The following is a 24,448-nucleotide window of genomic DNA, read 5'->3' as shown; positions in this document are numbered from 1 at the left end:
AAACTCTTCAGGCGCATATCACTGCGGGTTGGCACGGGTGCTGGAAAGCAACGACTTCAGGTTGGCAGCCTTCGGCTTGACCAGCCAGAAACGGCGCAAGTAGTCATCGAGGTTCTCGGCGAGTTCACGACCCCACTCGCTGTCGGTTTCCGCGACGTACTCGTTCAGCACGTTCTGCAGGTGGCTGCGATAGGCTTCCATCGCCTCGCCGCTGATCCGCTGGATTTCCACCAGTTCGTGGTTGACCCGGTCAACGAAGGTGTTGTCCTGGTCGAGCACGTAGGCGAAACCGCCGGTCATGCCAGAGCCGAAGTTGTAACCGGTCTTGCCCAGAACGCAGACAAAACCACCGGTCATGTACTCACAGCAGTGATCGCCAGTGCCTTCCACAACTGTGTGGGCACCGGAGTTGCGCACGGCGAAACGCTCGCCTGCGGTGCCGGCGGCGAACAGCTTGCCGCCGGTGGCGCCGTACAGGCAGGTGTTGCCGATAATGGCGCTTTCCTGAGTCTTATAAACGCTGCCCTTCGGCGGCACGATGACCAGTTTGCCGCCGGTCATGCCTTTGCCGACGTAGTCGTTGGCATCGCCTTCCAGGTACATGTTCAGACCACCGGCGTTCCACACGCCGAAGCTCTGGCCCGCCGTGCCCTTGAAGCGGAAGGTGATCGGCGCGTTGGCCATACCCTGGTTGCCGTGCTTGCGCGCGATTTCGCCGGAGATCCGCGCGCCGATCGAACGGTCGCAGTTGCAGATATCCAGATCGAACTCGGCGCCACTGAGATCGTTGATCGCCGACGTCGCCATCTCGACCATTTTCTCGGCCAGCAGGCCCTGGTCGAAGGGCGGGTTGCGCTCGACGCCGCAGAACTGAGGCTTGTCCGCCGGGATGTGATCGCTGCCCAGCAGCGGGGTCAGATCCAGGTGATGCTGCTTGGCGGTCTGGCCTTCGAGGATTTCCAGCAGATCGGTGCGGCCGATCAGCTCTTCGAGGGAACGCACGCCCAGCTTGGCCAGCCACTCACGGGTTTCTTCGGCGACGTAGGTGAAGAAATTCACCACCATGTCGACGGTGCCGATGTAGTGATCCTTGCGCAGCTTCTCGTTCTGGGTCGCGACGCCGGTGGCGCAGTTGTTCAGGTGGCAGATACGCAGGTATTTGCAGCCCAGCGCGATCATTGGCGCGGTACCGAAGCCGAAACTTTCGGCGCCGAGGATCGCAGCCTTGATCACGTCGAGGCCGGTCTTCAGGCCGCCGTCGGTCTGTACCCGAACCTTGCCGCGCAGGTCGTTGCCGCGCAGGGTCTGGTGGGTTTCGGCCAGGCCGAGTTCCCACGGAGCGCCAGCGTATTTGATCGAGGTCAGCGGCGAAGCACCGGTGCCACCGTCGTAGCCGGAGATGGTGATCAAGTCCGCATAGGCCTTGGCCACACCGGCAGCGATGGTGCCGACGCCCGCTTCAGCCACGAGTTTCACCGAAACCAGTGCCTTCGGGTTGACCTGTTTCAGGTCGAAGATCAGCTGCGACAAGTCTTCGATCGAATAGATGTCGTGGTGCGGCGGTGGCGAAATCAGGGTCACGCCCGGCACTGCGTAACGCAGTTTGGCGATCAGCCCGTTCACTTTACCGCCCGGCAGTTGCCCGCCCTCGCCCGGCTTGGCGCCCTGGGCGACCTTGATCTGCAGCACTTCGGCGTTGACCAGGTATTCCGGGGTCACACCGAAACGGCCGGTCGCGACCTGCTTGATTTTCGAGCTCTTGATGGTGCCGTAGCGCGCCGGGTCTTCGCCGCCTTCGCCGGAGTTGGAACGCGCACCGAGGCGGTTCATGGCTTCGGCCAGGGCTTCGTGAGCTTCCGGCGACAGGGCGCCCAGCGAGATACCGGCGGAGTCGAAGCGCTTGAGCACCGACTCCAGCGGCTCGACTTCACTGATGTCCAGCGGGGTGTCGAGGGTCTTGACCTTGAACAGGTCGCGGATCATCGACACCGGACGGTTGTCCACCAGCGAGGTGTATTCCTTGAATTTGGCGTAGTCGCCCTGCTGCACGGCGGCTTGCAGGGTGTTGACCACGTCCGGGTTGTACGCGTGATATTCGCCACCGTGGACGAACTTCAGCAGACCGCCCTGCTGGATCGGCTTGCGCGGACTCCAGGCTTCGGTGGCCAGTGCTTTCTGTTCGGCTTCGATGTCGACGAAACGCGCACCCTTGATGCGGCTCGGCACGCCACGGAAGCTCAGCTCGCAGACTTCCTCGGAAAGACCGATCGCTTCGAACAACTGAGCACCGCGATACGACGCGATGGTCGAGATGCCCATCTTCGACAGGATCTTCAACAGACCTTTGGTGATGCCTTTGCGGTAGTTCTTGAACACCTCGTAGAGGTCGCCCAGGACTTCACCGGTACGGATCAGGTCGCCCAGCACTTCGTACGCGAGGAACGGATAGACCGCTGAGGCGCCAAAGCCGATCAGCACCGCGAAGTGGTGCGGATCCCGTGCGGTGGCGGTTTCAACCAGGATGTTGGAGTCGCAGCGCAGGCCTTTTTCGGTCAGGCGGTGGTGCACCGCGCCGGTGGCCAGCGAAGCGTGGATCGGCAGTTTGCCCGGAGCGATATGACGGTCGCTCAGAACGATCTGGGTACGACCGGCACGCACGGCTTCTTCAGCCTGATCGGCGACGTTACGGATCGCCGCTTCGAGGCCGACGCTTTCGTCGTAGTTGAGGTCGATGATCTGCCGCTCGAAGCCCGGACGGTCGAGGTTCATCAGCGAACGCCACTTGGCCGGGGAAATGACCGGCGAGCTGAGGATCACGCGCGAGGCGTGTTCCGGCGATTCCTGGAAGATGTTGCGCTCGGCACCGAGGCAGATTTCCAGCGACATCACGATCGCTTCACGCAGCGGGTCGATCGGCGGGTTGGTCACCTGTGCGAACTGCTGACGGAAATAGTCGTACGGCGTGCGCACGCGCTGGGACAGCACGGCCATCGGCGTGTCGTCGCCCATCGAGCCGACGGCTTCGTAGCCTTGCTCGCCAAGCGGACGCAGTACCTGATCGCGCTCTTCGAACGTGACCTGATACATCTTCATGTATTGCTTGAGCTGATCGACGTCGTAGAAAGCCGAACCGTGATCGTTGTCTTCCATGGTCGCCTGGATGCGCAGGGCATTCTTGCGCAGCCATTGCTTGTACGGATGACGGGATTTCAGACGATTGTCGATCGCGTCGGTGTCGAGGATCTGCCCGGTTTCGGTGTCCACGGCGAAGATCTGGCCCGGGCCGACACGGCCCTTGGCGAGCACGTCTTCAGGCTGGTAGTTCCAGACGCCGATTTCCGAAGCCAGGGTGATGAAACCGTTCTTGGTGGTGACCCAGCGCGCCGGGCGCAGACCGTTACGGTCGAGCAGGCACACCGCGTAGCGACCGTCGGTCATGACCACGCCGGCCGGACCGTCCCACGGCTCCATGTGCATCGAGTTGTACTCGTAGAACGCACGCAGATCCGGGTCCATGGTTTCAACGTTCTGCCACGCTGGCGGAATGATCATCCGCACGCCACGGAACAGGTCGATGCCGCCGGTGACCATCAGTTCGAGCATGTTGTCCATGCTCGAGGAGTCGGAACCGACGCGGTTGACCAGTGGGCCGAGTTCTTCCAGATCCATCAGATCGTTGGTGAACTTGGTGCGACGGGCCTGAGCCCAGTTGCGGTTGCCGGTGATGGTGTTGATCTCGCCGTTGTGGGCGAGGAAGCGGAATGGCTGAGCCAGCGGCCATTTCGGCAGGGTGTTGGTGGAGAAGCGCTGGTGGAACACGCAGATTGCGGTTTGCAGGCGCTGGTCACCCAGGTCCGGATAAAACGCGGCCAGGTCGGCCGGCATCATCAGGCCTTTATAGATGATGGTCTTGTGGGAAAAGCTGCAGATGTAGTGGTCGGTGTCGGCGGCATTGGCCACGGACGAGCGACGACGGGCGCTGAACAGCTTGACCGCCATGTCCTGATCGCTCAGGCCTTCGCCGCCGATGTACACCTGCTCGATTTGCGGCAGGCGCTCAAGGGCCAGGCGGCCGAGGACGCTGGTGTCGATCGGCACTTTGCGCCAGCCGATCAGTTGCAGGCCTTCGGCCAGGATCTCGCGGTTCATGTTCTCGCGAGCGGCTTCGGCCTTGGCCGGATCCTGATTGAAGAAGACCATGCCCACGGCATATTGCTTGGGCAGCTCGACGCGGAAGGCTTCCTGGGCAATGGCACGCAGGAAGGCGTCGGGTTTTTGAATCAGCAGACCGCAACCGTCACCGGTCTTGCCGTCGGCATTAATCCCACCGCGGTGGGTCATGCAGGTCAGGGCCTCGATGGCCGTTTGCAAAAGGGTATGACTGGGTTCGCCCTGCATATGGGCTATCAGGCCGAAACCGCAGTTATCCTTGAATTCATCTGGTTGGTACAGACCTGCTTTCATAGACACTTTCTCACCAGGCTGCCTCTTAACGAGGCAAATTTCTTTTCAATTCAACCACTTGCTTGCCGCGCCGAACGTACGCCGGCTTTGCGGGGGCAAAAGGGTGGTCATTGTACACAGCGACACAGAGGCTCACAAATTTGACGACGAAATGTCGCAAATTCATGTCGCATTTGTGAAAGGTTTAAAGCGATCTGCTGTGCTAGTCAAAACTTTTTTAATTTTGACCGCAACGACTCAAAGACTACTGTGACGCAGACACCACAAGGCACGCGGTCTGTAGAGACGGCGCGCACTTGTAGAGATTTTGAGGTGCTTGGAGAGGCGGCCTGGGTAAGGCCGCCGAATCTTCAGCGAGTTGTTGCCAGTTCCTGTTGGACGCTGGCGACAGTGCGAGGCCAAGGTTTACCAGCCTGAACCTTCGCTGGCAAGGCCTTGATGGCAGAAACGGCTGCATCACGATTGGCGAAGTTGCCGTAGGTGATCACGTAGAGAGGCTTGCCGTTGAGGACTTTCTTGAAATAACGGTACTCGCCGCCCTGCTCCTTGACGAAGCTTTGCGCGGTCGCTTCGGAGCTGGTGCCGAGGATCTGCACCACGTAGTTGCTGGTCGGCTGACCGGCGTACCAGCTGCCACCGGCGGCCTTGGCGACGGTGACCGGCTTCTCGGCAGGTTTGGCGGCGGCAACGGGCTTGGCAGGTGCCGGAGCCGGTTTGGCCACTGGAGCGGCCGGAGCAGGCTTGGCGGTAGCGACCTGGGTCGGTGCCGGGGTCGGTTTGGCCGCCGGGGCCGGAACCGGAACCGGGGTCGGCGCAGGGCCGGCCTGAACGCCCGCGGGTGGCGCGGTAGTCGTCACGGTCGGTGGCGTGTTGCTGGAGCCTTCGACCGGCACACCGTCGTCGCCCTCGGTGATACCACCCGCCGCTTCAGCCAGCGGACCGCGCATTACCGGTTGCGAGTTGCCGACCAGCGGCAGCGGCATCGGCTGGGTATTGCCGTTGAATTCGACGGACGGCGCGCCACCCGCCTGCGGTGTGCCCTGGCCCAATGGCAGTTGCGCCTGCTCGTTGGCCGGCGCACCGCTGGTCGGTGCCTTGTTGCGACCCGGCATCAGCCAGGCGGCAGCGACCGCGACCACAACGACGGCGGAAATCGCCAATACGTGTTTCTTCGGCATGTTGAACCCCATACTTGGACGCTTGACCGCAGAGCGGCTGGCAATCATGACTTCGATCAGAGCATCGCGAGCGACCTGGTTGATGTTGCCGGGCCAACCCTCGGAGCTTTCGTGAATATCAGAGATCTGATCCGCGGTGAAAAGTTCGACACCCCGGCCCGCGCCTTCGAGACGCTGGTCGAGATACTCGCGGGTTTCTTCTTCGGTGTACGGCTGCAATTCGATGACGTGGAAGCGCTCTTCCTCAAGGTGCAAAGCCTCGAGCTGGGCGATCAGCGACGACTCACCGAACAGGAACACGTGCGGGCGGCCTTCCGGCGCGCCGGCGCCCAGCGCCATCAGCGCTTCAAGCGCGGACTCGTCGAGCTGCTCGGCATCGTCCACCAGCAGATAGACCTCCTGACCGGTCAGCGCGAGCTGCACGACCTGATCGAGGATCGCCCCGACCTCGGCCTGCGCCACGTCCAGCGCCTGGGCGATCTGGCGCAGCACACCGGCGGCATCGCCGGCGCCACGGGCGGAAACGACGACGCTCTGCACCGATTGCTTGTTGGTGCTGGCAACCAGCGCTTGGCGCAGCAGGGTCTTGCCGCTGCCCTGCGGGCCGGTGACCACCAGCAGCAACTGGCTGTAACGCGCCAGGTGATGCAGCTGACCCAGCACCGGCTTGCGCTGGGCCGGGAAGAACTTGAAGCCCGGCACCCGCGGCGCGAAAGGGTCGTGACTTAACTGGAAATGGCCGAGGAACGCCTCGTCGGCATGCAAACTAGTCATCGGAATCTTATTAACCTTTAAGCTGAGCCAGAGCGCGGTAATCCGCTCCCAGCGTGGCCTGTAGAACCTCTTTCGGATAATCGTCGGTCACCACCGCTTCGCCCATCCGGCGCAGCAGCACCAGGCGCAAGCGACCGTCGATCACTTTTTTGTCAATTGCCATGTGTTCAAGAAAATCGGCTTCGGTCATCTCTTCCGGCGGGATCACCGGCAGACCGGCCCGCTGGAACAGGCGAATGCCGCGATCACGCTCCTGCTCGCTGATCCAGCCCAGACGCGCGGACATTTCCAGCGCCATCACGGTGCCAGCAGCGACCGCTTCGCCATGCAACCAGACACCATAGCCCATGTGGGTTTCGATGGCGTGGCCAAAGGTGTGGCCGAGGTTGAGTGTGGCCCGTACACCGGTTTCCTTCTCATCGGCGCCGACCACTGCAGCCTTGGCGGCGCAAGAGCGCTCGATGGCATAGGTCAGGGCCGTTTGATCCAGTGCACGCAGGGCGTCGACATTGTCTTCGAGCCAGGTCAGGAACGGCTCGTCGCAGATCAGGCCGTACTTGATGACTTCCGCCAGGCCGGCCGACAGCTCGCGCGCTGGCAGGGTTTTCAGGGACGCAGTATCGATCAGCACCACGTTCGGCTGATAGAACGCGCCAACCATGTTCTTGCCCAGCGGATGGTTGATCCCGGTCTTGCCGCCCACCGACGAATCGACCTGGGACAGCAGCGTGGTAGGAATCTGGATGAAATCGACGCCGCGCTGGTAGCAGGCGGCCGCGAAACCGGCCATGTCGCCGATCACGCCACCACCGAGGGCGATCACCGTGGTGCGGCGGTCATGACGGGCGGTCAGCAGGCCGTCGAAGATCAGTTGCAGGGTTTCCCAGTTCTTGAAGGCTTCGCCGTCGGGCAACACCACGGAAACCACTGAAAACTGCGCCAGGCTCCGGGTCAGACGCTCGAGATAGAGCGGCGCAACGGTCTCGTTGGAGATGATTGCCACTTGCCGCCCATGGATATGCGGGGCCAACAGATCTGGCTGGTCCAGCAGTCCCTCGCCAATGTGAATCGGGTAGCTGCGCTCGCCTAGGTCGACCTTGAGTGTCTGCATGTGTCCCCACAGTGAAGATGGAAGCAGGCGTCCTGCCCTGAATTATTGGTTGTCTGCGGCCTGTAGCGGGTATGACGCCGCTCGCACGCCATCCGCCACAACCTCGGCGGGCTGTGACAGGACGCCGAGGATAGCGCATTTCGAGCAATGCTTTAACGGGGCGGAAGCTGCGCCAGGCGGTCGAGAATATCGAGCACGACCATGCGCGGTGGCCGCTCGTCGGTTTCCACCACCAAGTCGGCGACTTCCCGATAAAGCGGATCACGGATCGCCAGCAGATCGCGCAAGGTTTTCTCCGGATTGGCAGTGCGCAACAACGGCCGGTTGCGGTCGCGAGAGGTGCGGCCGACTTGCTGTTCGACGGAGGCGTGCAGATACACCACCCGCCCGCCCTCGTGCAGGGCCTTGCGGTTGGCATCGCGCATCACCGCGCCGCCGCCGGTCGCCAGCACCACGCCGTCGAACGCGCACAGCTCGGCGATCATCGCCTGCTCACGGTCACGAAAGCCGGGCTCGCCTTCCTTGTCGAAGATCCACGGAATATTGGCGCCCGTACGCAGTTCAATTTCCTTGTCGGAATCCTTGAACGGCAGGCGCAGCTCTTTGGCCAGTAATCGGCCGATGGTGCTTTTTCCAGCCCCCATCGGTCCTACAAGAATCAAATTTCGCACAGAATCAACGACTCACAGCAATCGCCTGGTTATTCATGATACGCGGAGTGAGAAATACCAGCAGCTCGGATTTTTTCTCCGAAACCACATCACGCCGGAAAAGGCGGCCAAGATACGGCACATCGCCAAGAAATGGCACCTTATCTACAACCTTGCTTTGAGTATTTGAGAACACGCCCCCAATCACGATGGTCTCGCCGTCGTTCACCAGCACCTTGGCATTGACCTCGTTTTTCTTGATCGGCGGTACATCCTGCACTTTGTTCAGGTAGTCCGGTTCGTCCTTGGTGACCTTGACCTCCATGATGATGCGGTTGTCCGGGGTGATCTGCGGCGTCACTTCCAGCGACAGCGACGCCTCCTTGAAGGACACCGACGTAGCGCCGCTAGAGCTGGCTTCCTGGTACGGAATCTCGGTGCCCTTGAGGATCTTCGCGGTTTCCTTGTCGGAGGTGACCACCTTGGGCTGCGAGACGATTTCGCCGTTGCCGGTCTTCTCCATCGCGGTCAGTTCAAGGTCGAGCAAGACGTTGTCAGTGATGAACGCGATGCCGATCCCGGACGTGTTGTTGACCGTGCCCATGTCGACGAACGGCGAGTTGGTGCTGGTGCTGCCCGGCGTTCCAATGGTGGTCGACGAACCGTTGCTGACCCCGGAAGTGTTCCAGTTGCCCTTGTTCTGAATCGAACCGCCCCAGCGCACGCCCAAGCTCTTGTCGTAATCGACGTTGGCCTCGACGATCCGTGCCTCGATCATCACCTGACGCACCGGAATATCCAGCTGCGCCACAATCCGCCGCAGTTCGTCGAGGCGATCCTGGGTCTGGTAGGCAATGATGTTGTTGGTGCGCTCATCGACGGTGATCGAACCCCGTTCGTCGACCTTGGCCTCGGCGCTGGTGACCGACTGGAACAGCTTGGCGATGTCCGCGGCCTTGGCGTAGTTCACCTGCAACAGCTCACGACGCAGCGGCGCCAGTTCGGCGATCTGTTTCTGCGATTCCAGTTCCTGCCGCTCACGCGCAGCGATTTCATCGGCCGGCGCCACCAGCAACACGTTGCCGACCTTGCGCTTGTCCAGGCCTTTGGTCTTGAGCACCAGATCCAGCGCCTGATCCCACGGCACGTTCTGCAGGCGCAAGGTGATCCCGCCCTGCACCGTATCGCTGGCCACCAGATTAAGGTTGGTGAAGTCGGCGATCAGTTGCAGCACCGAACGCACATCGATGTCCTGAAAGTTGAGCGAGAGCTTTTCGCCGTTATAGCTGTTGCGGTCGGCGTTGCGTTTTTGCAGGTCATCGACGGTCAACGGCCGGATGCTGACGGTCAGCTTGTTGTCGGTCTGGTAAGTGGAATAGTCGAAAGTACCGCTGGGTTCGACGGTGATCGTCGCTCGATCACCGCTGACCCCGGCATTGACGAACTGCACCGGGGTGGCGAAGTCCTTGACGTCGAGGCGCACCCGCAGCGGTTCTGGCAATTGGGTACGGGCGAAATTGAGGATGATCTTGCCGTCGTGCTCCTGGATGTCCGGGGCGATAGCCGGGTCGGACAAGTCGATGACCACGTTGCCCTCGCCCGCCGTACCACGCTGGAAATCCACGCCGCGAATGGCTCTGGCGGTCGGCGTAAACGTGCGGACCGGCGCTGCCGCAGGTGCTGCGCGCGGTGCACGAGCGGCCGTACGTGGGGCAGCGGCTTTACTGCCTTGCCCGACCACCACGAACACCGTATTGCCCTCGACCCGGGTGTCGTACGGTGCCAGTTGCGTCAGGCTGATGATCAGCCGTGTACGATTATTGGCCTCGACCACCGTGGCCGTGCGGGCATTGCCACTGCCCAGGTCACGGGTCTTGCTTGCCAACTGACTGGCGACACCCGGCAGATCGAGTGCGATCCGTGCCGGCGAGTCGGTGGTGTAGCCCTTGGGCTGCGGGGGCGGGCCGTCGAACGACAGCTTCAGCTCGACCCGGTCGCCCGGCAGTGCCGCAACGTCCAGCGCCTTCAGATTGGCTGCCTGTACCATCGGCGAAAGCAGCGCTATCCATAGCGAAAAACCGAGGGTGGAGAAAATCCTGTTCATTGTTCGACTTCCACTTATGAATGCTCTTTCAAAGGAATGGTGCGCGGCCGCTCAAGCCAGGCGCCCTGGCCATCGGGAACGATTTCCACCACTTCGACCTGTGAAGCGCTGATGGCGACGATGCGCCCGTCGTTGCGCCCCAGATAGTCGCCGACCTTGAGCCGATGGACGCCGCCCGCGCCTCGCAGCAGGGCGAAGGAACCGGAGGCGTTGGCAATCGTGCCGACCATTTCGAACTGCTCGATGTTGAAACCTTCGAGGTATTGCTTGACCCGGTTGGGATCGGGTTTCACGTCGCGCGAGCCGTGTTTCTGTCCGGCCAGATCGACCCGCAGCTGACGCGAAAACGGACTGCGCAGGTTGGCGGCGCTGTAGGTGAACGTCGGGTAGGAGCGGAAGGTCGGAGTCGGCTCGATCTTGCCCGGCGGACGCAGGCGCACTTCATTCATGTAGGCGTCGAGGTCGCTGAAGTCATCGCCGCCACAGCCACCGAGCACCAATAACAATGCCGACAGGGCGATAAAACGGATCGGGCTCATTTCTGCAGCCCCTTGTCGTTATAGCGGTAGGTCTTGGCGAGGATGCTCATGCGCAGCTTCGGCCCGCCTTCAGGATTGGCTGGCGCCAGCTCGAAATCGTGCAGGGTGACGATCCGTGGCAGCCCGGCCACGCCACTGACGAAGGTCGCGAGGTCGTGATAGGCCCCGGTCACGGTGATCTGGATGGGCAGCTCGATGTAGAACTGCTGGGTAACCTCAGGCAGCAGTTTGATCTCTTCGAACTCAAGGCCACTGCCCAGTCCGGTGCGGGTGATGTCTTCCAGCAACCCCGGCACTTCGGTATCACTGGGCAATTGCCGCAACAACACACCGAACGAGTTTTCCATCTCTTTCATCTGCTGGGTGTACAGCTCCAGATTGGCCGCCATGCGCGCCTTGCTCGCGAACTGCTCCTTGAGGGTGATTTCCTCCTCACGTTTGAGTTCGAGCTGGTTCTCCAGGTCACTGATGAAAAAGTTATAGCCAAGCGCCAGGACCAGCACCATCAACAGCCCGCCGGCCAGGGTTTTGACTACAGGCGGCCAGGAGCCAATGTTGCTGGTGTCCAGGTCGTTGAAATCGACATTGCGCAGGCTGTCCAGCCACTCGGACGGCTTCATTGGTCGTCCTCCTCGAGCCGGGGTCGAGTCTGGCGAACGGTCAGTTGGAAGACGTTGGCCTGATCCACCTGGCCAGCGGTGGTGGCTTTCACTTCATTGAGGTTGGGCGCATCGAACCAGTCGGAGGCGTCGAGATTGCGCATCAGGTCGGACACTCGATTGTTCGATTCCGCCGCGCCGCTGATCGACAGGGTCTTGCCGACCATTTTCACGTCGGTGAAATACACCCCGTCAGGCAAGGTGCGCGCCAGCTGATCGAAGATCCGCCCGCTGATCTGCCGGTTGCCCTGCAAGTCCTGGATGATGCGCATGCGCTCCACCAGTTGCTGGCGATGGGCCTTGAGGTCGCTAATCTGCTTGATCCTCTCGTCGACCACGGAGATCTGCTTGCCGATGTAGTCATTGCGCGCAACCTGCCGGGCAATGGCGCCGCTGATGATCTGATCAGCGATGAGCACCGCCCCCACCGAACCGACCACCACACCGATCAAGACCAGCAGGAAGCGTTTGCGCCGCTCCTCGCGACGCTCCTCGCGCCAGGGTAAAAGGTTGATCCGCGCCATCAGTCGAAACTCCTGAGCGCGAGCCCGCAGGCAATCATCAGGGCCGGCGCATCGCTCGCCAAAGCCCCGGCGTTGACCTTGCTGCTCAAGGCCATGTCGGAAAACGGGTTGGCGACCTGGGTCGGGGTGTTCAAACGTTCTTCGATCAGCCGGTCGAGCCCGGGCACCGATGCCGTGCCGCCGGCCAGCAGAATGTGGTCGACGGCGTTGTACTGGCCGGAGGCAAAAAAGAACTGCAGGGAGCGTGACACCTGCTGCACCAGCGCCTCACGAAATGGCTGCAGCACCTCGCTGACGTAATCGTCCGGCAGGCCGCCCTGCTTCTTGGCAAGTCCCGCCTGTTCAAGGGTCAGGCCATAACGGCGCTGGATTTCCTCGGTCAACTGCCGACCGCCGAACAGCTGTTCGCGTGTGTAGATGATCCGGCCATTGTGCAGGACGCTGAGGGTGGTCATGGTGGCGCCGATGTCGACCACGGCCACGGTCAGCCGATCCTGGGACGCAGCCAGTTGCGTGGCCAGCAGACCGAACGAGCGCTCCAGCGCATACGCCTCTACATCTACCACCCGCGCGGTCAGCCCGGCGAGAGCGAGCGCCGCTTCGCGGACTTCGACGTTTTCCTTGCGACAGGCGGCCAGCAGTACATTGACCCGCTCGGGGTTGCGCGGCGAAACGCCCTGGACTTCAAAGTCGATGGCGACCTCGTCCAGCGGGTAGGGAATGTATTGATCGGCCTCGATCTTGAGCTGGTTTTCCAGTTCGTCGTCGGACAGCCCGGCGTCCATCTCGATGACCTTGGTGATCACCGCCGAGCCGGCCACCGCCACCGCCACGGTTTTCAACCCGGTACGCGCCTTGACCAGCACCCGGGACAGGGCCTGGCCGACGCCCTCGAGTTCGGCGATGTTCTTTTCTACCACGGCACTCGCCGGCAACGGCTCCACCGCGTACGCCTCGACCCGGTAGCGCTCACCCTGACGGCTCAGCTCCAGCAGCTTCACCGATGTGGAGCTGATGTCGATCCCCAGTAACGTATTGGCCTTTTTATTGAAGAGTCCTAGCACTACCAATTCCCTATGACTTTCCGTGAGTTACGGACTCTGTAATGCGCATTGCGTTCCCTCGCCCCGTCTTGACAGAAGCGCAAATGACGCCCCCTGCGGAAAAGTGCTTATAATGCCCAGCGATTTTTTCCGCCTTTTACTGCCGGCGCGGGTCGTTCTGTGTGTTACCCGGAACCCTGTCGCCCAATTCATTCTTTGCCGTGGATGTCCAAAAGCCTTGATTCGTCTGCTGAAATTTTTCGGTTGGTCCATCGTCGCCGTTTTCTGCGGACTGCTTTTAGGTCTCAGCGGCGCGTTTCTTTACCTTAGTCCGGGTTTGCCATCTGTGGAGGCGCTGAGAAGCATTCAGTTGCAGATTCCCCTGCGGGTGTACAGCAGCGACAACAAGTTGATCGCAGAATTTGGCGAAATGCGCCGCACACCGATCCGTTTCGCCGACATTCCCCCCAATTTCATCAATGCGTTACTAAGTGCTGAAGACGACAACTTCGCCAATCACTATGGCGTCGATCCGAGCAGCCTGATGCGTGCCGCGACCCAACTGGTCAAGAGCGGGCACATCCAGTCCGGCGGCAGCACCATCACCATGCAGGTGGCGAAGAACTTCTTCCTGACCAGCGAACGCAGCTTCTCGCGCAAGACCACTGAAATCCTTCTGGCGCTGCAGATCGAACGCCAGCTGACCAAGGACGAGATCCTTGAGCTGTACGTGAACAAGATCTATCTGGGCAACCGCGCCTACGGCATCGAGGCGGCGGCGCAGGTGTATTACGGCAAGTCGATCCGCGAAGTCAGCCTGGCACAGATGGCGATGATCGCCGGCCTGCCGAAAGCCCCGTCGCGCTTCAACCCGCTGGCCAACCCGGCGCGCAGCAAGGAGCGTCGCGACTGGATCCTCGGCCGCATGTACAAGCTCGGCAAGATCACCGAAGCCGACTACACCGCCGCGATCAACGAACCGCTGAACGCCAGCTATCACGTGCCGACCCCGGAAGTGAACGCGCCGTACATCGCCGAGATGGCTCGCGCGGAAATGGTCGGCCGCTACGGCAGCGACGCCTATACCGAAGGTTTCCGCGTCACCACCACGGTGCCGAGCAACCTCCAGGAGATGGCCAACACCGCGCTGCACGAAGGCCTGATGACCTACGATCAGCGTCACGGCTACCGTGGCCCCGAGTCGCGCCTGCCGGGCAAGACCCGCGAAGCCTGGGCCACTGAACTGACCAAGCAGCGCACCATCAGCAGCCTCGAGCCGGCCATCGTCACCCAGGTCGACAAGAACGGCCTGCAAGTGCTGACCCGCACCGGCGAAGAGCACGTGGCGTGGGACACCATGAAATGGGCGCGACCGTTCCTCAATACCAACAGCATGGGTGCCGCGCCGCGCCAGCCGTCGGATGTGGCACAGATCGGCGATCTGATTCGCGTGCAGCGCCAGCCGAACAATTCGCTGAAGTTCAGCCAGATTCCACAGGCGCAGGGCGCACTGGTGTCGCTGGATCCACAGAACGGCGCGATCCGTTCGCTGGTCGGCGGCTTCGCCTTCGAGCAGAGCAACTACAACCGTGCGATGCAGGCCAAGCGTCAGCCGGGTTCGAGCTTCAAGCCGTTCGTCTACAGCGCCGCACTGGATAACGGCTACACCGCCGCCAGCCTGGTCAACGACGCGCCGATCGTGTTCGTCGACGAGTACCTGGACAAGGTCTGGCGTCCGAAGAACGACACCAACACCTTCCTCGGCCCGATCCGTCTGCGTGAGGCGCTGTACAAGTCGCGCAACCTGGTTTCGATCCGCCTGCTGCAGGCGATGGGCGTGGGCAAGACCATCGATTACATCACCCGCTTCGGCTTCAACAAGCAGGACCTGCCGCCAAACCTGTCCCTGGCGCTGGGCACCGCGACTCTGACGCCGATGGAGATCGCCACCGGCTGGAGCACCTTCGCCAACGGCGGCTACAAGATCACCCCGTACATCATCGACAAGATCGAAAGCCGCAACGGCGATACGCTGTTCGTCGCCAACCCGCCGACCGTACCGCAGGGCGGCGCGGCCACCGATGGCATCGCGGCCCCCGCTACCGAATCGTTTACCGTCAATGCAGCGCCGGTTCCGGGTGAAGCGCCGGGCAACGCCGCCGTGCCGCAAGCACCGGCAGTTGCCGAGCGCATCGTCGATGGCCGTACTACTTACATCCTCAACAGCATGTTGCAGGACGTGATCAAGCTCGGCACCGGTCGTCGTGCACTGGCCCTGGGCCGCAGCGACATCGCCGGCAAGACCGGTACCACCAACGAATCCAAGGATGCGTGGTTCTCCGGTTACAACGCCGACTACGTGACCACCGTGTGGACCGGTTTCGACCAGCCGGAAAGCCTCGGTCGCCGTGAGTTCGGCGGTACCGTGGCACTGCCGATCTGGATGAACTACATGGCCGCCGCGCTCAAGGACAAGCCACCGCATGTCCAGCCGGAGCCGGAAGGCATTCTCAGCCTGCGGGTGGATCCGGTCAGCGGTCGCGCGGCATCGCCGAGCACGCCGGGCGCGTACTTCGAGCTGTTCAAGGCCGAAGACACGCCGCCGTCGGTCAACGAGATCGGCAATGGCACCGTACCGGGCAGCCCGCTGCCGGCGGATGAACAGGCGCCGATCGATTTGTTCTGATCCGCAACTGCCAAAAAGCCCCGCCTTCGTGAGAAGTGCGGGGCTTTTTGTTTTCTGTCGTACTGAGAATGGCATTTCACATCAAGAGCGGCCCTCACCCTAGCCCTCTCCCAGGGGGAGAGGGAACCGACCGAGGTGTCTGGCACTGTACGTCGACCTGAATAACCGAGTCGATTATGGATTCAAAGCAGGGCCTTCACGTCGGCGTAACTCACCAATATCCCCCATTCGGTCCCCTCGCCCCCCTGGGAGAGGGTTAGGGTGAGGGCCGCCCTTGAAGCCGGAACGCATTTTCACGACCAAAAAAAAACCCCGCTTAAAAAGCGGGGCTCTTCATGAAGCGCTACAACGACTTAGCCGTTGAACACGTCATCCACGCTTTTCAGCGGGTAGTTCTTCGGATACGGCAGGGTCGCCACACCGGTCTCGATCGCGGCCTTGGCCACGGCGTCGGAGATCACGGTGATCAGGCGCTTGTCCATTGGCTTCGGAATGATGTACTCACGACCGAATTCCAGGGAGATACCGCCGTAGGCGTCGCACACTTCCTGAGGCACCGGCAGCTTGGCCAGTTCGCGCAGGGCGTTGGCGGCAGCGATCTTCATTTCTTCGTTGATGCGCTTGGCGCGAACGTCCAGGGCACCACGGAAGATGAACGGGAAGCCCAGTACGTTGTTGACCTGGTTCGGGTAGTCCGAACGGCCGGTGGCCATGATCACGTCGTTACGGGTGGCGTGAGCCAGTTCCGGGGAGATTTCCGGATCCGGGTTGGAGCAGGCGAAGACGATCGGGTTGGCCGCCATGCGCTTGAGTTGCTCGGCGCTCAGCAGGTTCGGGCCCGACAGGCCGACGAATACGTCAGCGCCTTCGATGGCGTCGTCCAGGGTGCGTTTCTCGGTAGGGTGAGCGAACACAGCCTTGTACTGGTTCAGGTCGTCACGGCCAGCGTGGATCACGCCAGTACGGTCAACCATGAAGATGTTCTCGACCTTGGCGCCCATGCTCACCAGCAATTTCATGCAGGAGATGGCGGCTGCGCCAGCGCCCAGGCAGACGATCTTGGCGTCGGCCAGGGTTTTGCCAGCGATTTCCAGGGCGTTGATCATGCCCGCAGCGGTCACGATCGCGGTGCCGTGCTGGTCATCGTGGAATACCGGAATGTCGCACTGCTCGATCAGAGCGCGTTCGATCTCAAAGCACTCAGGCGCCTTGATGTCTTCCAGGTTGATGCCACCGAAGGTGATGGAAATGCGTTTTACGGTGTCGATGAAGGCTTGCGGGCTTTCGGAGTCGACTTCGATGTCGAAAACGTCGATGCCGGCGAAGCGCTTGAACAGCACGCCTTTACCTTCCATCACTGGCTTGGAAGCCAGTGGGCCGAGGTTACCCAAGCCCAGAATCGCGGTGCCATCGGAAATGACTGCAACCAGGTTGCCCTTGCCGGTGTACTTGTAGGCCAGTTCAGGATCGCGGGCGATCTCGCGCACTGGTTCAGCTACGCCGGGGCTGTAGGCCAGCGACAGGTCGCGGGCGGTAGCAGTGGCCTTGGTGAGCTCGACACTCAGCTTTCCTGGACGAGGATTGGCATGATATTCGAGAGCGGCAGTTTTCAGATCAGACATTTTGGCATTCCGCTTTTTACTGTTGGACAGACTGGTCAGCGAGGATACGCGCCTCGCAAAGTCCCCACAAGACTGCCCGGTCACCCCTGTCAAGCGCCCTGCCCTAAGACTTTGGGCCAAGAGCCACGGCGCACAAGGGCTAGACTGTTCACAATCGACAGAAAAAATGTCTACAACTTTTTCTTCAGCGGGACGACTGGAGCATCGAAGGATCGGTCAGCGGCAACAGCCAGCGCGCCTGACCTGATTTCAGTCCACCACGCCGGGAACGGTCGACCACCCAGCCACGGGCCTCGATCTGCTTGCCCTTCAGCCCTTGCAGGGAACTGCCGGCGAAGCGCTCCAGCAGATTGGGTGCAACGCGCAGTACAAGCTTGTCCTGCAACTCGATCCAGATTCCGCCACGATTGCGCTGAACCTTGCTCACACGCCCGCTGACGATGGCGAAACCCGAGCGCTCGATCTGCTCCGCTTTCAGTACAGGCGAGCGCTTCCACAAGCCAAGCCCGGCCTGTCGCGCGCTGTGTTCGGCGGCTTGCTGGCAATCGACAAGATCGACATTCGGTGCCACTGCGACCTGGAATCCAAGGCCATCGGCGAGCATTTGCGCTTCGAGACTGGCGCCGCTGACGCTGTAGAGATGGGCGAGCGTACGCCCGTAATGGTCTTTTTCTTGCGCACCAAGGCGCAAACCGACCCGACCGCCACTGTCGGCCACCAAGGCTTCCAGGCGTTTGCGCGCCGCCACGGCAAACGGTTCGTCGCTGCGCCCCTGCTTGCCCAGCTCGGGCGTGTTGAGGCCGATCAGGCGTACGCTGCGGCCGTCACTCAGGCGCACCGTGTCGCCATCGACAACTCGCTGAACCACCACGCTCGACAGCCCCGAGGGCATCGGGCAGAACGCCTGGGCGCCGGACAGCCAAATCGCGGACACAAAAAAGGCGCCCGCAAGGGACGCCTTTTTCATCAGTCTGGAGAAGCCGATATGACTTTCCAAAATGATCAGCCTCAGGCTTTTTTGCCGACGCCGAAAGTAGCGAAACGGTCTGCGAACTTCTGCACACGGCCGCCGGTGTCCAGAGTCTTCTGCTTACCGGTGTAGAACGGGTGGCATTCGTTGCAAACGTCGATCGCCAGGGCTTTGCCGAAGGTCGAACGAGTTTCGAACTTGTTACCGCAGGAGCAGGTAACAGCGATTTCTGGGTAATTCGGGTGAATTTCGGCTTTCATGGTGTCTTCCTCAGGCTAGCGTGCCGCCACCCAACACTATTGTTGAATACCGCACGTAATTAGGCCGCGGATTCTACCAGACAATGTCAATCGCGCAAGCTGTCGCTGAGACCGACCGTCTGCTAGGCTCCCGGCCCAAACATCATCCCCGCTGCCTGTTAGCTTCTTATCGAGATCCCGCGTGCCCGACGCCATTCTGCGCCTCGCCCTGCCTTCGCCCCTGCGCCGCCTGTTCGACTATCGGGCCCCGGCCGGCGTGCTGCGTTCGCAGTTGCAACCGGGCATGCGCCTGCGGGTACCGTTCGGCCGGCGGGAGATGATCGGGATTCTGGTGGAAGTCACCGACACCAGCGAAGTGCCGGTGGAAAAGCTCAAACCGGCGCTGGCGCTGCTAGACGCTACCGCCCCACTGCCGCCAGCGCTGTTCAAGCTGTGCCTGTGGACGGCTCAGTATTATCAGCACAGCCTCGGCGACACCCTGAGCTGGGCGCTGCCGGTGCTGTTGCGCCAGGGCGAACTGGCCGAAGCCCGTCAGGAACGGTTCTGGTCGGCGGCTCCCGGCGCCAGCCTCGATGACCCGCGCATCGCCCGCGCCCCGCGCCAGCGTGAAGCCCTCGCGACTTTGGCCCAGCACCCTCACGGCGTCGCCCATCAGTTGCTGAGCAAACTGATGCTGAGCAAGGACAGCCTCGACCTGTTGCTGGCCAAGGATCTGGTGCAGGTCGAAGTGCGCCGCCACGCCCCCGGCGCGCGCCATGAGCACTGGCTGGCCCAGCCGGAGCTGCCGCTCAACAACGAACAGCGCGCTGCGTATGAGGCGATTCGCGCCGGGTTCGACAGTTATCACGCGTTCCTGCTGGCCGGGGTCACCGGCAGCGGCAAGACCGAAGTCTATTTGCAACTGATCCGCGAAACCCTTGAGGCCGGTAAGCAGGCGCTGGTGCTGATCCCGGAAATCAACCTCGGCCCGCAGACCCTCGCCCGCTTCGAGCAACGCTTCAACGCCCGCATCGCCTTGCTGCACTCGGCGGTCAACGACCGTGATCGTCTGGACGCGTGGCTCGCCGCCCGTGACGGCGAGGCCGACATTATTATCGGCACCCGCTCGGCGCTGTTCACCCCGATGAAAAATCCGGGGCTGATCATCATCGACGAAGAACACGATGGCTCCTATAAACAGCAGGAAGGTCTGCGCTACCACGCACGGGACCTGGCGCTGGTGCGGGCGCGACAGGAAAACATCCCGATCGTGCTCGGCTCCGCGACGCCATCCCTGGAAAGCCTGCACAACGCCTACACCGGCCGTTACGGACTCCTGCGCCTGAACGAACGGGCCGGAGGCGCCAAGCAGCCACGTTTCCTGCGCCTGGATGTGAAAAGTCGTCCCCTGGACAGCGGCATTTCCGGGCCGATGCAGCAAGCCATCGGCCAGACCCTCGCCGCCGGCCAGCAGGTATTGGTGTTCCTCAACCGCCGGGGTTTTGCCCCGACGCTGCTGTGCCACGATTGTGGCTGGATGTCCGAATGCCAGCGCTGCGATGCGCGAATGACCGTGCACCAGCGCTACGGCGAGCTGCGCTGCCACCACTGCGGTTACGTGGAACGTGTGCCGCGCCAGTGCCCGAAGTGCAACAAGGTCGATCTGCGCCCCGTGGGCGCCGGCACCGAGCGGGCTGAGGAACGGCTGGCAATTCTGTTCCCGGACTATCCGGTGTTGCGCGTCGACCGTGACAGCACGTCGCGCAAGGATGCGATGAACCAGTTGTTCGCCACGATCCAGAAAGGCCAGCCGTGCATTCTGGTCGGCACCCAGATGTTGGCCAAGGGGCACCACTTCCCCCGGGTGACGCTGGTGTCGATCCTCGATGCCGACGGTGGGCTGTTCTCCGGCGACTTCCGCGCCAGCGAGCGCATGGCGCAGCTGATCGTGCAGGTTGCCGGCCGTGCCGGGCGGGCGGAAGAACCGGGCAAGGTGATCATCCAGACCCACCTCGCCGACCATCCTTTATTGGTGCAACTGACCGAGCAGGGTTACTTCGCCTTCGCCGAACAGGCGCTGAGCGAACGCCGCGCCGCCGGCCTGCCGCCGTTCGCCCATCTCGCCCTGCTGCGCGCCGAAGCCCACAAGCCGGGGCAGGCCGAAGGTTTTCTCGATGAGGCATGCAGCGAGGCCGAGCGCTTGCTGGCCGAACAGAACCTGAGCGGCATCGAATTGCTGGGGCCGGTGCCGGCACCGATGGAACGTCGGGCCGGACGCTTCCGCGCGCAGCTGCTGTTGCAGGCCACGGCCCGGGCGCCGCTGCACCGATTGCTGGCGAGCTGGCTGCTGGTGCTGGAGCAGATGCCAAGCGGCCGGGCAGTGCGCTGGTCGCTGGATGTCGATCCCGTCGATTTGTATTGATTGATCGATCGCTATCGCTGGCAAGCCAGCTTCCACAGGGAAATGTATCCAAGGGTGGGACCGAGCCTGCTCGCGAAAGCAGTCTATTTGTCACCACACATCCACATCCTGCCTGCTAAGGTTGGCAAGCCCGTCTTCGCAACGGATAATGCCCAGTTTTTCCACCCGCGCATCGATGCGCCGCCGCGCTTGCGGTCGAAAGAGAAGACCATGAAAGACACCATTCGCCAGCTGATCCAACAAGCCCTCACCCAACTCGTCAACGAAGGTGTGTTGCCTGAAGGCCTGACGCCGGCGATCCAGGTGGAAAACGCCCGGGACAAGACCCACGGCGACTTTGCCAGCAACATCGCCATGATGCTGGCCAAGCCTGCGGGCATGAAGCCGCGCGACCTGGCGGAAAAAATCATTGCCGCCCTGCCGGCTGACGAAAACGTCACCAAGGCCGAAATCGCCGGTCCTGGCTTCATCAATTTCTTCCAGAACACCCAGGCGCTGGCCTCGCGCCTCGACGCGGCTCTGGCCGACGATCACATTGGCGTGCGCAAGGCCGGCCCGGCGCAACGCACCGTGGTCGATCTGTCGGCGCCGAACCTGGCCAAAGAGATGCACGTCGGCCACTTGCGCTCGACCATCATTGGCGATGGCGTGGCGCGGGTACTCGAATTCCTCGGCGACACCGTGATCCGTCAGAACCACGTCGGTGACTGGGGTACCCAGTTCGGCATGCTGATGGCCTACCTGCAGGAAAATCCGATCACCAGCGACGAGCTGTCGGACCTGGAAAACTTCTACCGCGCCGCCAAGCAACGCTTCGACGAATCGCCGGAATTCGCCGACCGCGCCCGTGGCCTGGTGGTCAAGTTGCAGGCCGGCGACGCTGAATGCCTGGCACTGTGGACCAAGTTCAAGGACATCTCGCTGTCGCACTGCCAGAAGATCTATGAACTGCTCAACGTCAAACTGACCATGGCCGACGTGATGGGCGAAAGCGCCTACAACGACGACCTGATCAACGTGGTCAACGACCTGAAGGCCGCCGGCATGCTGGTCGAAAGCAACGGCGCACAGTGCGTGTTCCTCGACGAATTCAAGAACGCCGAAGGCGAGCCGCTGCCGGTGATCATCGTCAAGGCCGACGGCGGCTACCTGTACGCCACCACCGACCTGGCGGCTGTGCGCTACCGCAGCGGCAAATTGAAGGCCGACCGCGCGCTGTACTTCGTCGACCAGCGTCAGGCCCTGCACTTCCAGCAAGTGTTCGCCGTGGCGCGCAAGGCCGGTTTCGTGACCCATCCGATGGAAATGGAGCACATGGGCTTCGGCACCATGAACGGCGCCGACGGTCGTCCGTTCAAGACCCGAGATGGCGGCACCGTGAAGCTGATCGATCTTCTGACCGAAGCGCAGGAACGTGCCTACGCATTGGTAAAAGAGAAAAACCCGACACTGGCCGACGACGAACTGCGCAGCATCGCCAAGGTTGTGGGCATCGGCGCAGTGAAATACGCCGACCTTTCGAAGCACCGCACCAGCGACTACAGCTTCAACTTCGACCAGATGCTCAACCTCGAAGGCAACACCGCCCCGTACCTGCTGTACGCCTACACTCGCGTGGCCGGGGTGTTCCGCAAGCTTGACAAGGATTACAGCGAAGTCGATGGCCAGATCGTCCTCGAAGCGCCGCAGGAACACGATCTGGCAGCCAAACTGGCGCAGTTCGGCGAAGTGCTGAACAACGTTGCGGAAAAGGGCACGCCACACACCCTGTGCACCTACCTGTACGAGGTCGCCGGCCTGTTCTCCAGCTTCTACGAGAACTGCCCGATCCTTACCGCCGACACTCCGGCACAAATGCAAAGCCGCCTGCGCCTTGCCGCGCTGACCGGCCGTACCCTCAAGCAAGGCCTGGAACTGCTCGGCCTGGAAACCCTGGAGCGCATGTAAGTTGGCTGCCAAGAAAAAACCTGCACCCAAGCGTGGCGCCAGCCGTTACCAAGCTCCAGCGAAGCAGCCGATTCCGGGCTGGCTGTGGATGGCCATCGGCCTGACGGTCGGCGCGTTCATCGTGTTCCTGATGAAGCTGGAGCCGGGCAAGGGCAGCGACACGGTCAAGCGCGAGAAGGTCGAGCAACAGCAACAACAGAAAGCCAGCAAGATCGCCGAGGCCAACAAGACCCCGCCGAGCCCGACGCAACCGGTGAAGCCGAAGTACGACTTCTACACCCTGCTGCCGGAATCGGAAGTGATCGTGCCGCCGGACGCGGTGCCGGAGAAAACCCTGCCGACGCCACAAGTGCCGGCAATTCCGACCACGCCGGTGACCCCGGCTGAAGCGGCGAAGATCGACACCGCACGGGCGCAGGCTGCACTGGCCGGGATCACCCCGCCGCCAGCGCCGCCGGTGACCAAGGCTGCACCGGTGACCAAGTTCTTCCTCCAGGCCGGCTCGTTCCGCAAAGAGACGGATGCCGACAAGGTGCGCGCGCAGATCATTCTGCTCGGCCAGGCGGTCGCGGTTGAGTCCGGGACGGTCAAGGACGAAACCTGGTATCGCGTACTGGTCGGCCCGTTCAGCAACCGCGAACAGCTGACCACCGCCCAGAAACAACTGGCGGGCGCCGGCTTCAGCAACCTGTTGTTACAACAACGTCAGAGCCGCTGATCCTCCTCACCGATCGTTCCCACGCTCTGCGTGGGAATGCCTCAATGGACGCTCCGCGTCCCTGCGGCAAGGGACGCGGAGCGTCCCGGGCTGCATTCCCACGCAGAGCGTGGGAACGATCATGTCGTTCTGCGTGGGAACGACCCCGCGCAAACCACCGCTCGTCCCCTCTCCCGCCCCGCAGTTGAAATCCTCTCCACCACCCCCATATGAATGGGCATAAGGCATTTTCGCCCCGCAGTGTGGAGACTCTTCCCTTGACCACCATCGTTTCAGTCCGCCGCCACGGCAAAGTCGTCATGGGCGGCGACGGCCAGGTTTCTCTCGGCAATACCGTGATGAAAGGCAACGCGAAGAAAGTTCGTCGCCTGTACCACGGCGAAGTCATCGCCGGTTTCGCCGGTGCCACCGCCGACGCCTTCACCTTGTTCGAACGTTTCGAAGGCCAGCTCGAGAAACACCAGGGCCACCTGATCCGCGCCGCCGTCGAACTCGCCAAAGAATGGCGCACCGACCGCTCCCTGAGCCGCCTCGAAGCGATGCTCGCGGTCGCCAACAAGGACGCATCCTTGATCATCACCGGCAACGGTGACGTGGTCGAACCCGAAGACGGCCTGATCGCCATGGGTTCCGGTGGCGCCTATGCGCAAGCCGCCGCCAGCGCCCTGCTGAAGAAGACCGACCTGTCGGCCCGCGAAATCGTCGAGACCGCTCTCGGCATCGCCGGCGACATCTGTGTATTCACCAACCACACCCAGACCATTGAGGAGCAGGATCTCGCTGAATGAGCCTGACGCG

The 24,448-nt window shown here is 62.0% G+C and carries 17 protein-coding genes; 5 read left to right on the top strand and 12 right to left on the bottom strand.

The window, feature by feature from the left end:
- Positions 1-18 precede the first annotated feature (18 nt).
- The 9 genes from gltB to ACM6JM_RS04875 form a co-directional block, all read right to left on the bottom strand.
- Positions 19-4,464, bottom strand: a complete 4,446-nt coding sequence (gene gltB, locus ACM6JM_RS04915) for a glutamate synthase large subunit (RefSeq protein WP_414881397.1) — start codon at positions 4,462-4,464, stop codon at positions 19-21.
- 350 nt (positions 4,465-4,814) lie between these two features.
- Positions 4,815-6,416: an AAA family ATPase gene (locus ACM6JM_RS04910; protein ID WP_414881396.1), complete on the bottom strand. Its 1,602-nt coding sequence runs from the start codon at positions 6,414-6,416 to the stop codon at positions 4,815-4,817.
- 10 nt (positions 6,417-6,426) lie between these two features.
- Positions 6,427-7,527, bottom strand: coding sequence for a 3-dehydroquinate synthase (gene aroB, locus ACM6JM_RS04905; protein WP_039766431.1), 1,101 nt, complete (start codon positions 7,525-7,527; stop codon positions 6,427-6,429).
- 152 nt (positions 7,528-7,679) lie between these two features.
- The gene (gene aroK, locus ACM6JM_RS04900; RefSeq protein WP_414881395.1) at positions 7,680-8,198 is read right to left on the bottom strand and encodes a shikimate kinase AroK; all 519 of its coding nucleotides are present in this window, start codon (positions 8,196-8,198) and stop codon (positions 7,680-7,682) included.
- Between the two features lie 4 nt (positions 8,199-8,202).
- The gene (gene pilQ / locus ACM6JM_RS04895) at positions 8,203-10,281 is read right to left on the bottom strand and encodes a type IV pilus secretin PilQ (RefSeq protein ID WP_039766429.1); all 2,079 of its coding nucleotides are present in this window, start codon (positions 10,279-10,281) and stop codon (positions 8,203-8,205) included.
- 14 nt (positions 10,282-10,295) lie between these two features.
- The gene (locus tag ACM6JM_RS04890) at positions 10,296-10,820 is read right to left on the bottom strand and encodes a pilus assembly protein PilP (protein WP_039766425.1); all 525 of its coding nucleotides are present in this window, start codon (positions 10,818-10,820) and stop codon (positions 10,296-10,298) included.
- Positions 10,817-11,440: a type 4a pilus biogenesis protein PilO gene (gene pilO / locus ACM6JM_RS04885; protein ID WP_064382837.1), complete on the bottom strand. Its 624-nt coding sequence runs from the start codon at positions 11,438-11,440 to the stop codon at positions 10,817-10,819. The genes ACM6JM_RS04890 and pilO overlap by 4 nt, the downstream gene beginning before the upstream one ends.
- On the bottom strand, positions 11,437-12,003 hold the full coding sequence (locus tag ACM6JM_RS04880; RefSeq protein WP_074689559.1) for a PilN domain-containing protein: 567 nt from the start codon (positions 12,001-12,003) through the stop codon (positions 11,437-11,439). The genes pilO and ACM6JM_RS04880 overlap by 4 nt, the downstream gene beginning before the upstream one ends.
- Complete coding sequence (locus ACM6JM_RS04875) at positions 12,003-13,067, bottom strand: pilus assembly protein PilM (RefSeq protein ID WP_007952389.1); 1,065 nt, start codon at positions 13,065-13,067, stop codon at positions 12,003-12,005. Before ACM6JM_RS04875 ends, ACM6JM_RS04880 begins: the two co-directional genes overlap by 1 nt.
- A gap of 220 nt (positions 13,068-13,287) precedes the next feature.
- On the opposite strand from ACM6JM_RS04875, the gene ACM6JM_RS04870 reads away from it, so the two are divergent.
- Positions 13,288-15,732: a penicillin-binding protein 1A gene (locus ACM6JM_RS04870; RefSeq protein WP_371855321.1), complete on the top strand. Its 2,445-nt coding sequence runs from the start codon at positions 13,288-13,290 to the stop codon at positions 15,730-15,732.
- A 353-nt stretch (positions 15,733-16,085) separates the two neighbouring features.
- On the opposite strand, the gene ACM6JM_RS04865 is transcribed toward ACM6JM_RS04870, so the two are convergent.
- From ACM6JM_RS04865 to rpmE, 3 genes are all read right to left on the bottom strand, one after another.
- Entirely contained in the window at positions 16,086-17,354 is a 1,269-nt protein-coding gene (locus ACM6JM_RS04865; RefSeq protein WP_007952395.1) for a malic enzyme-like NAD(P)-binding protein, read from the bottom strand.
- 184 nt (positions 17,355-17,538) lie between these two features.
- Positions 17,539-18,339, bottom strand: coding sequence for a thermonuclease family protein (locus ACM6JM_RS04860; RefSeq protein WP_414881402.1), 801 nt, complete (start codon positions 18,337-18,339; stop codon positions 17,539-17,541).
- Positions 18,340-18,362: 23 nt separating this feature from the next.
- A complete protein-coding gene (rpmE, locus tag ACM6JM_RS04855; RefSeq protein ID WP_039772434.1) occupies positions 18,363-18,584 on the bottom strand; it encodes a 50S ribosomal protein L31 in 222 nt (73 codons plus the stop codon).
- A 181-nt stretch (positions 18,585-18,765) separates the two neighbouring features.
- Between rpmE and ACM6JM_RS04850 the strand changes: the two genes are divergently transcribed.
- The 4 genes from ACM6JM_RS04850 (at position 18,766) to hslV (ending at position 24,438) form a co-directional block, all read left to right on the top strand.
- The gene (locus ACM6JM_RS04850) at positions 18,766-20,985 is read left to right on the top strand and encodes a primosomal protein N' (protein WP_103386957.1); all 2,220 of its coding nucleotides are present in this window, start codon (positions 18,766-18,768) and stop codon (positions 20,983-20,985) included.
- Between the two features lie 210 nt (positions 20,986-21,195).
- Positions 21,196-22,932, top strand: a complete 1,737-nt coding sequence (argS, locus tag ACM6JM_RS04845; RefSeq protein ID WP_085648011.1) for an arginine--tRNA ligase — start codon at positions 21,196-21,198, stop codon at positions 22,930-22,932.
- A 1-nt stretch (position 22,933) separates the two neighbouring features.
- Positions 22,934-23,650 (top strand): SPOR domain-containing protein, encoded by a 717-nt coding sequence (locus ACM6JM_RS04840; protein WP_039772438.1) that lies wholly within the window; start codon positions 22,934-22,936, stop codon positions 23,648-23,650.
- A 257-nt stretch (positions 23,651-23,907) separates the two neighbouring features.
- Positions 23,908-24,438, top strand: a complete 531-nt coding sequence (gene hslV, locus ACM6JM_RS04835) for an ATP-dependent protease subunit HslV (RefSeq protein ID WP_039772440.1) — start codon at positions 23,908-23,910, stop codon at positions 24,436-24,438.
- Positions 24,439-24,448 lie beyond the last annotated feature (10 nt).

This window comes from Pseudomonas sp. IT-P2, from assembly GCF_949767575.1.
Lineage (GTDB): Bacteria > Pseudomonadota > Gammaproteobacteria > Pseudomonadales > Pseudomonadaceae > Aquipseudomonas > Aquipseudomonas pharyngis.
This window is presented reverse-complemented; position numbering and strand designations above follow the sequence as displayed.

What these genes read in the sequence shown, in the direction of transcription:
- pilO (WP_064382837.1), bottom strand. Translation starts at nt 11,440, where the DNA reads ATGAAGCCGTCCGAGTGGCTGGACAGCCTGCGCAATGTCGATTTCAAC.
- aroB (WP_039766431.1), bottom strand. Translation starts at nt 7,527, where the DNA reads ATGCAGACACTCAAGGTCGACCTAGGCGAGCGCAGCTACCCGATTCAC.
- ACM6JM_RS04890 (WP_039766425.1), bottom strand. Translation starts at nt 10,820, where the DNA reads ATGAGCCCGATCCGTTTTATCGCCCTGTCGGCATTGTTATTGGTGCTC.
- rpmE (WP_039772434.1), bottom strand. Translation starts at nt 18,584, where the DNA reads ATGAAAGCCGAAATTCACCCGAATTACCCAGAAATCGCTGTTACCTGC.
- gltB (WP_414881397.1), bottom strand. Translation starts at nt 4,464, where the DNA reads ATGAAAGCAGGTCTGTACCAACCAGATGAATTCAAGGATAACTGCGGT.
- ACM6JM_RS04865 (WP_007952395.1), bottom strand. Translation starts at nt 17,354, where the DNA reads ATGTCTGATCTGAAAACTGCCGCTCTCGAATATCATGCCAATCCTCGT.
- argS (WP_085648011.1), top strand. Translation starts at nt 21,196, where the DNA reads ATGAAAGACACCATTCGCCAGCTGATCCAACAAGCCCTCACCCAACTC.
- pilQ (WP_039766429.1), bottom strand. Translation starts at nt 10,281, where the DNA reads ATGAACAGGATTTTCTCCACCCTCGGTTTTTCGCTATGGATAGCGCTG.
- ACM6JM_RS04880 (WP_074689559.1), bottom strand. Translation starts at nt 12,003, where the DNA reads ATGGCGCGGATCAACCTTTTACCCTGGCGCGAGGAGCGTCGCGAGGAG.
- ACM6JM_RS04910 (WP_414881396.1), bottom strand. Translation starts at nt 6,416, where the DNA reads ATGACTAGTTTGCATGCCGACGAGGCGTTCCTCGGCCATTTCCAGTTA.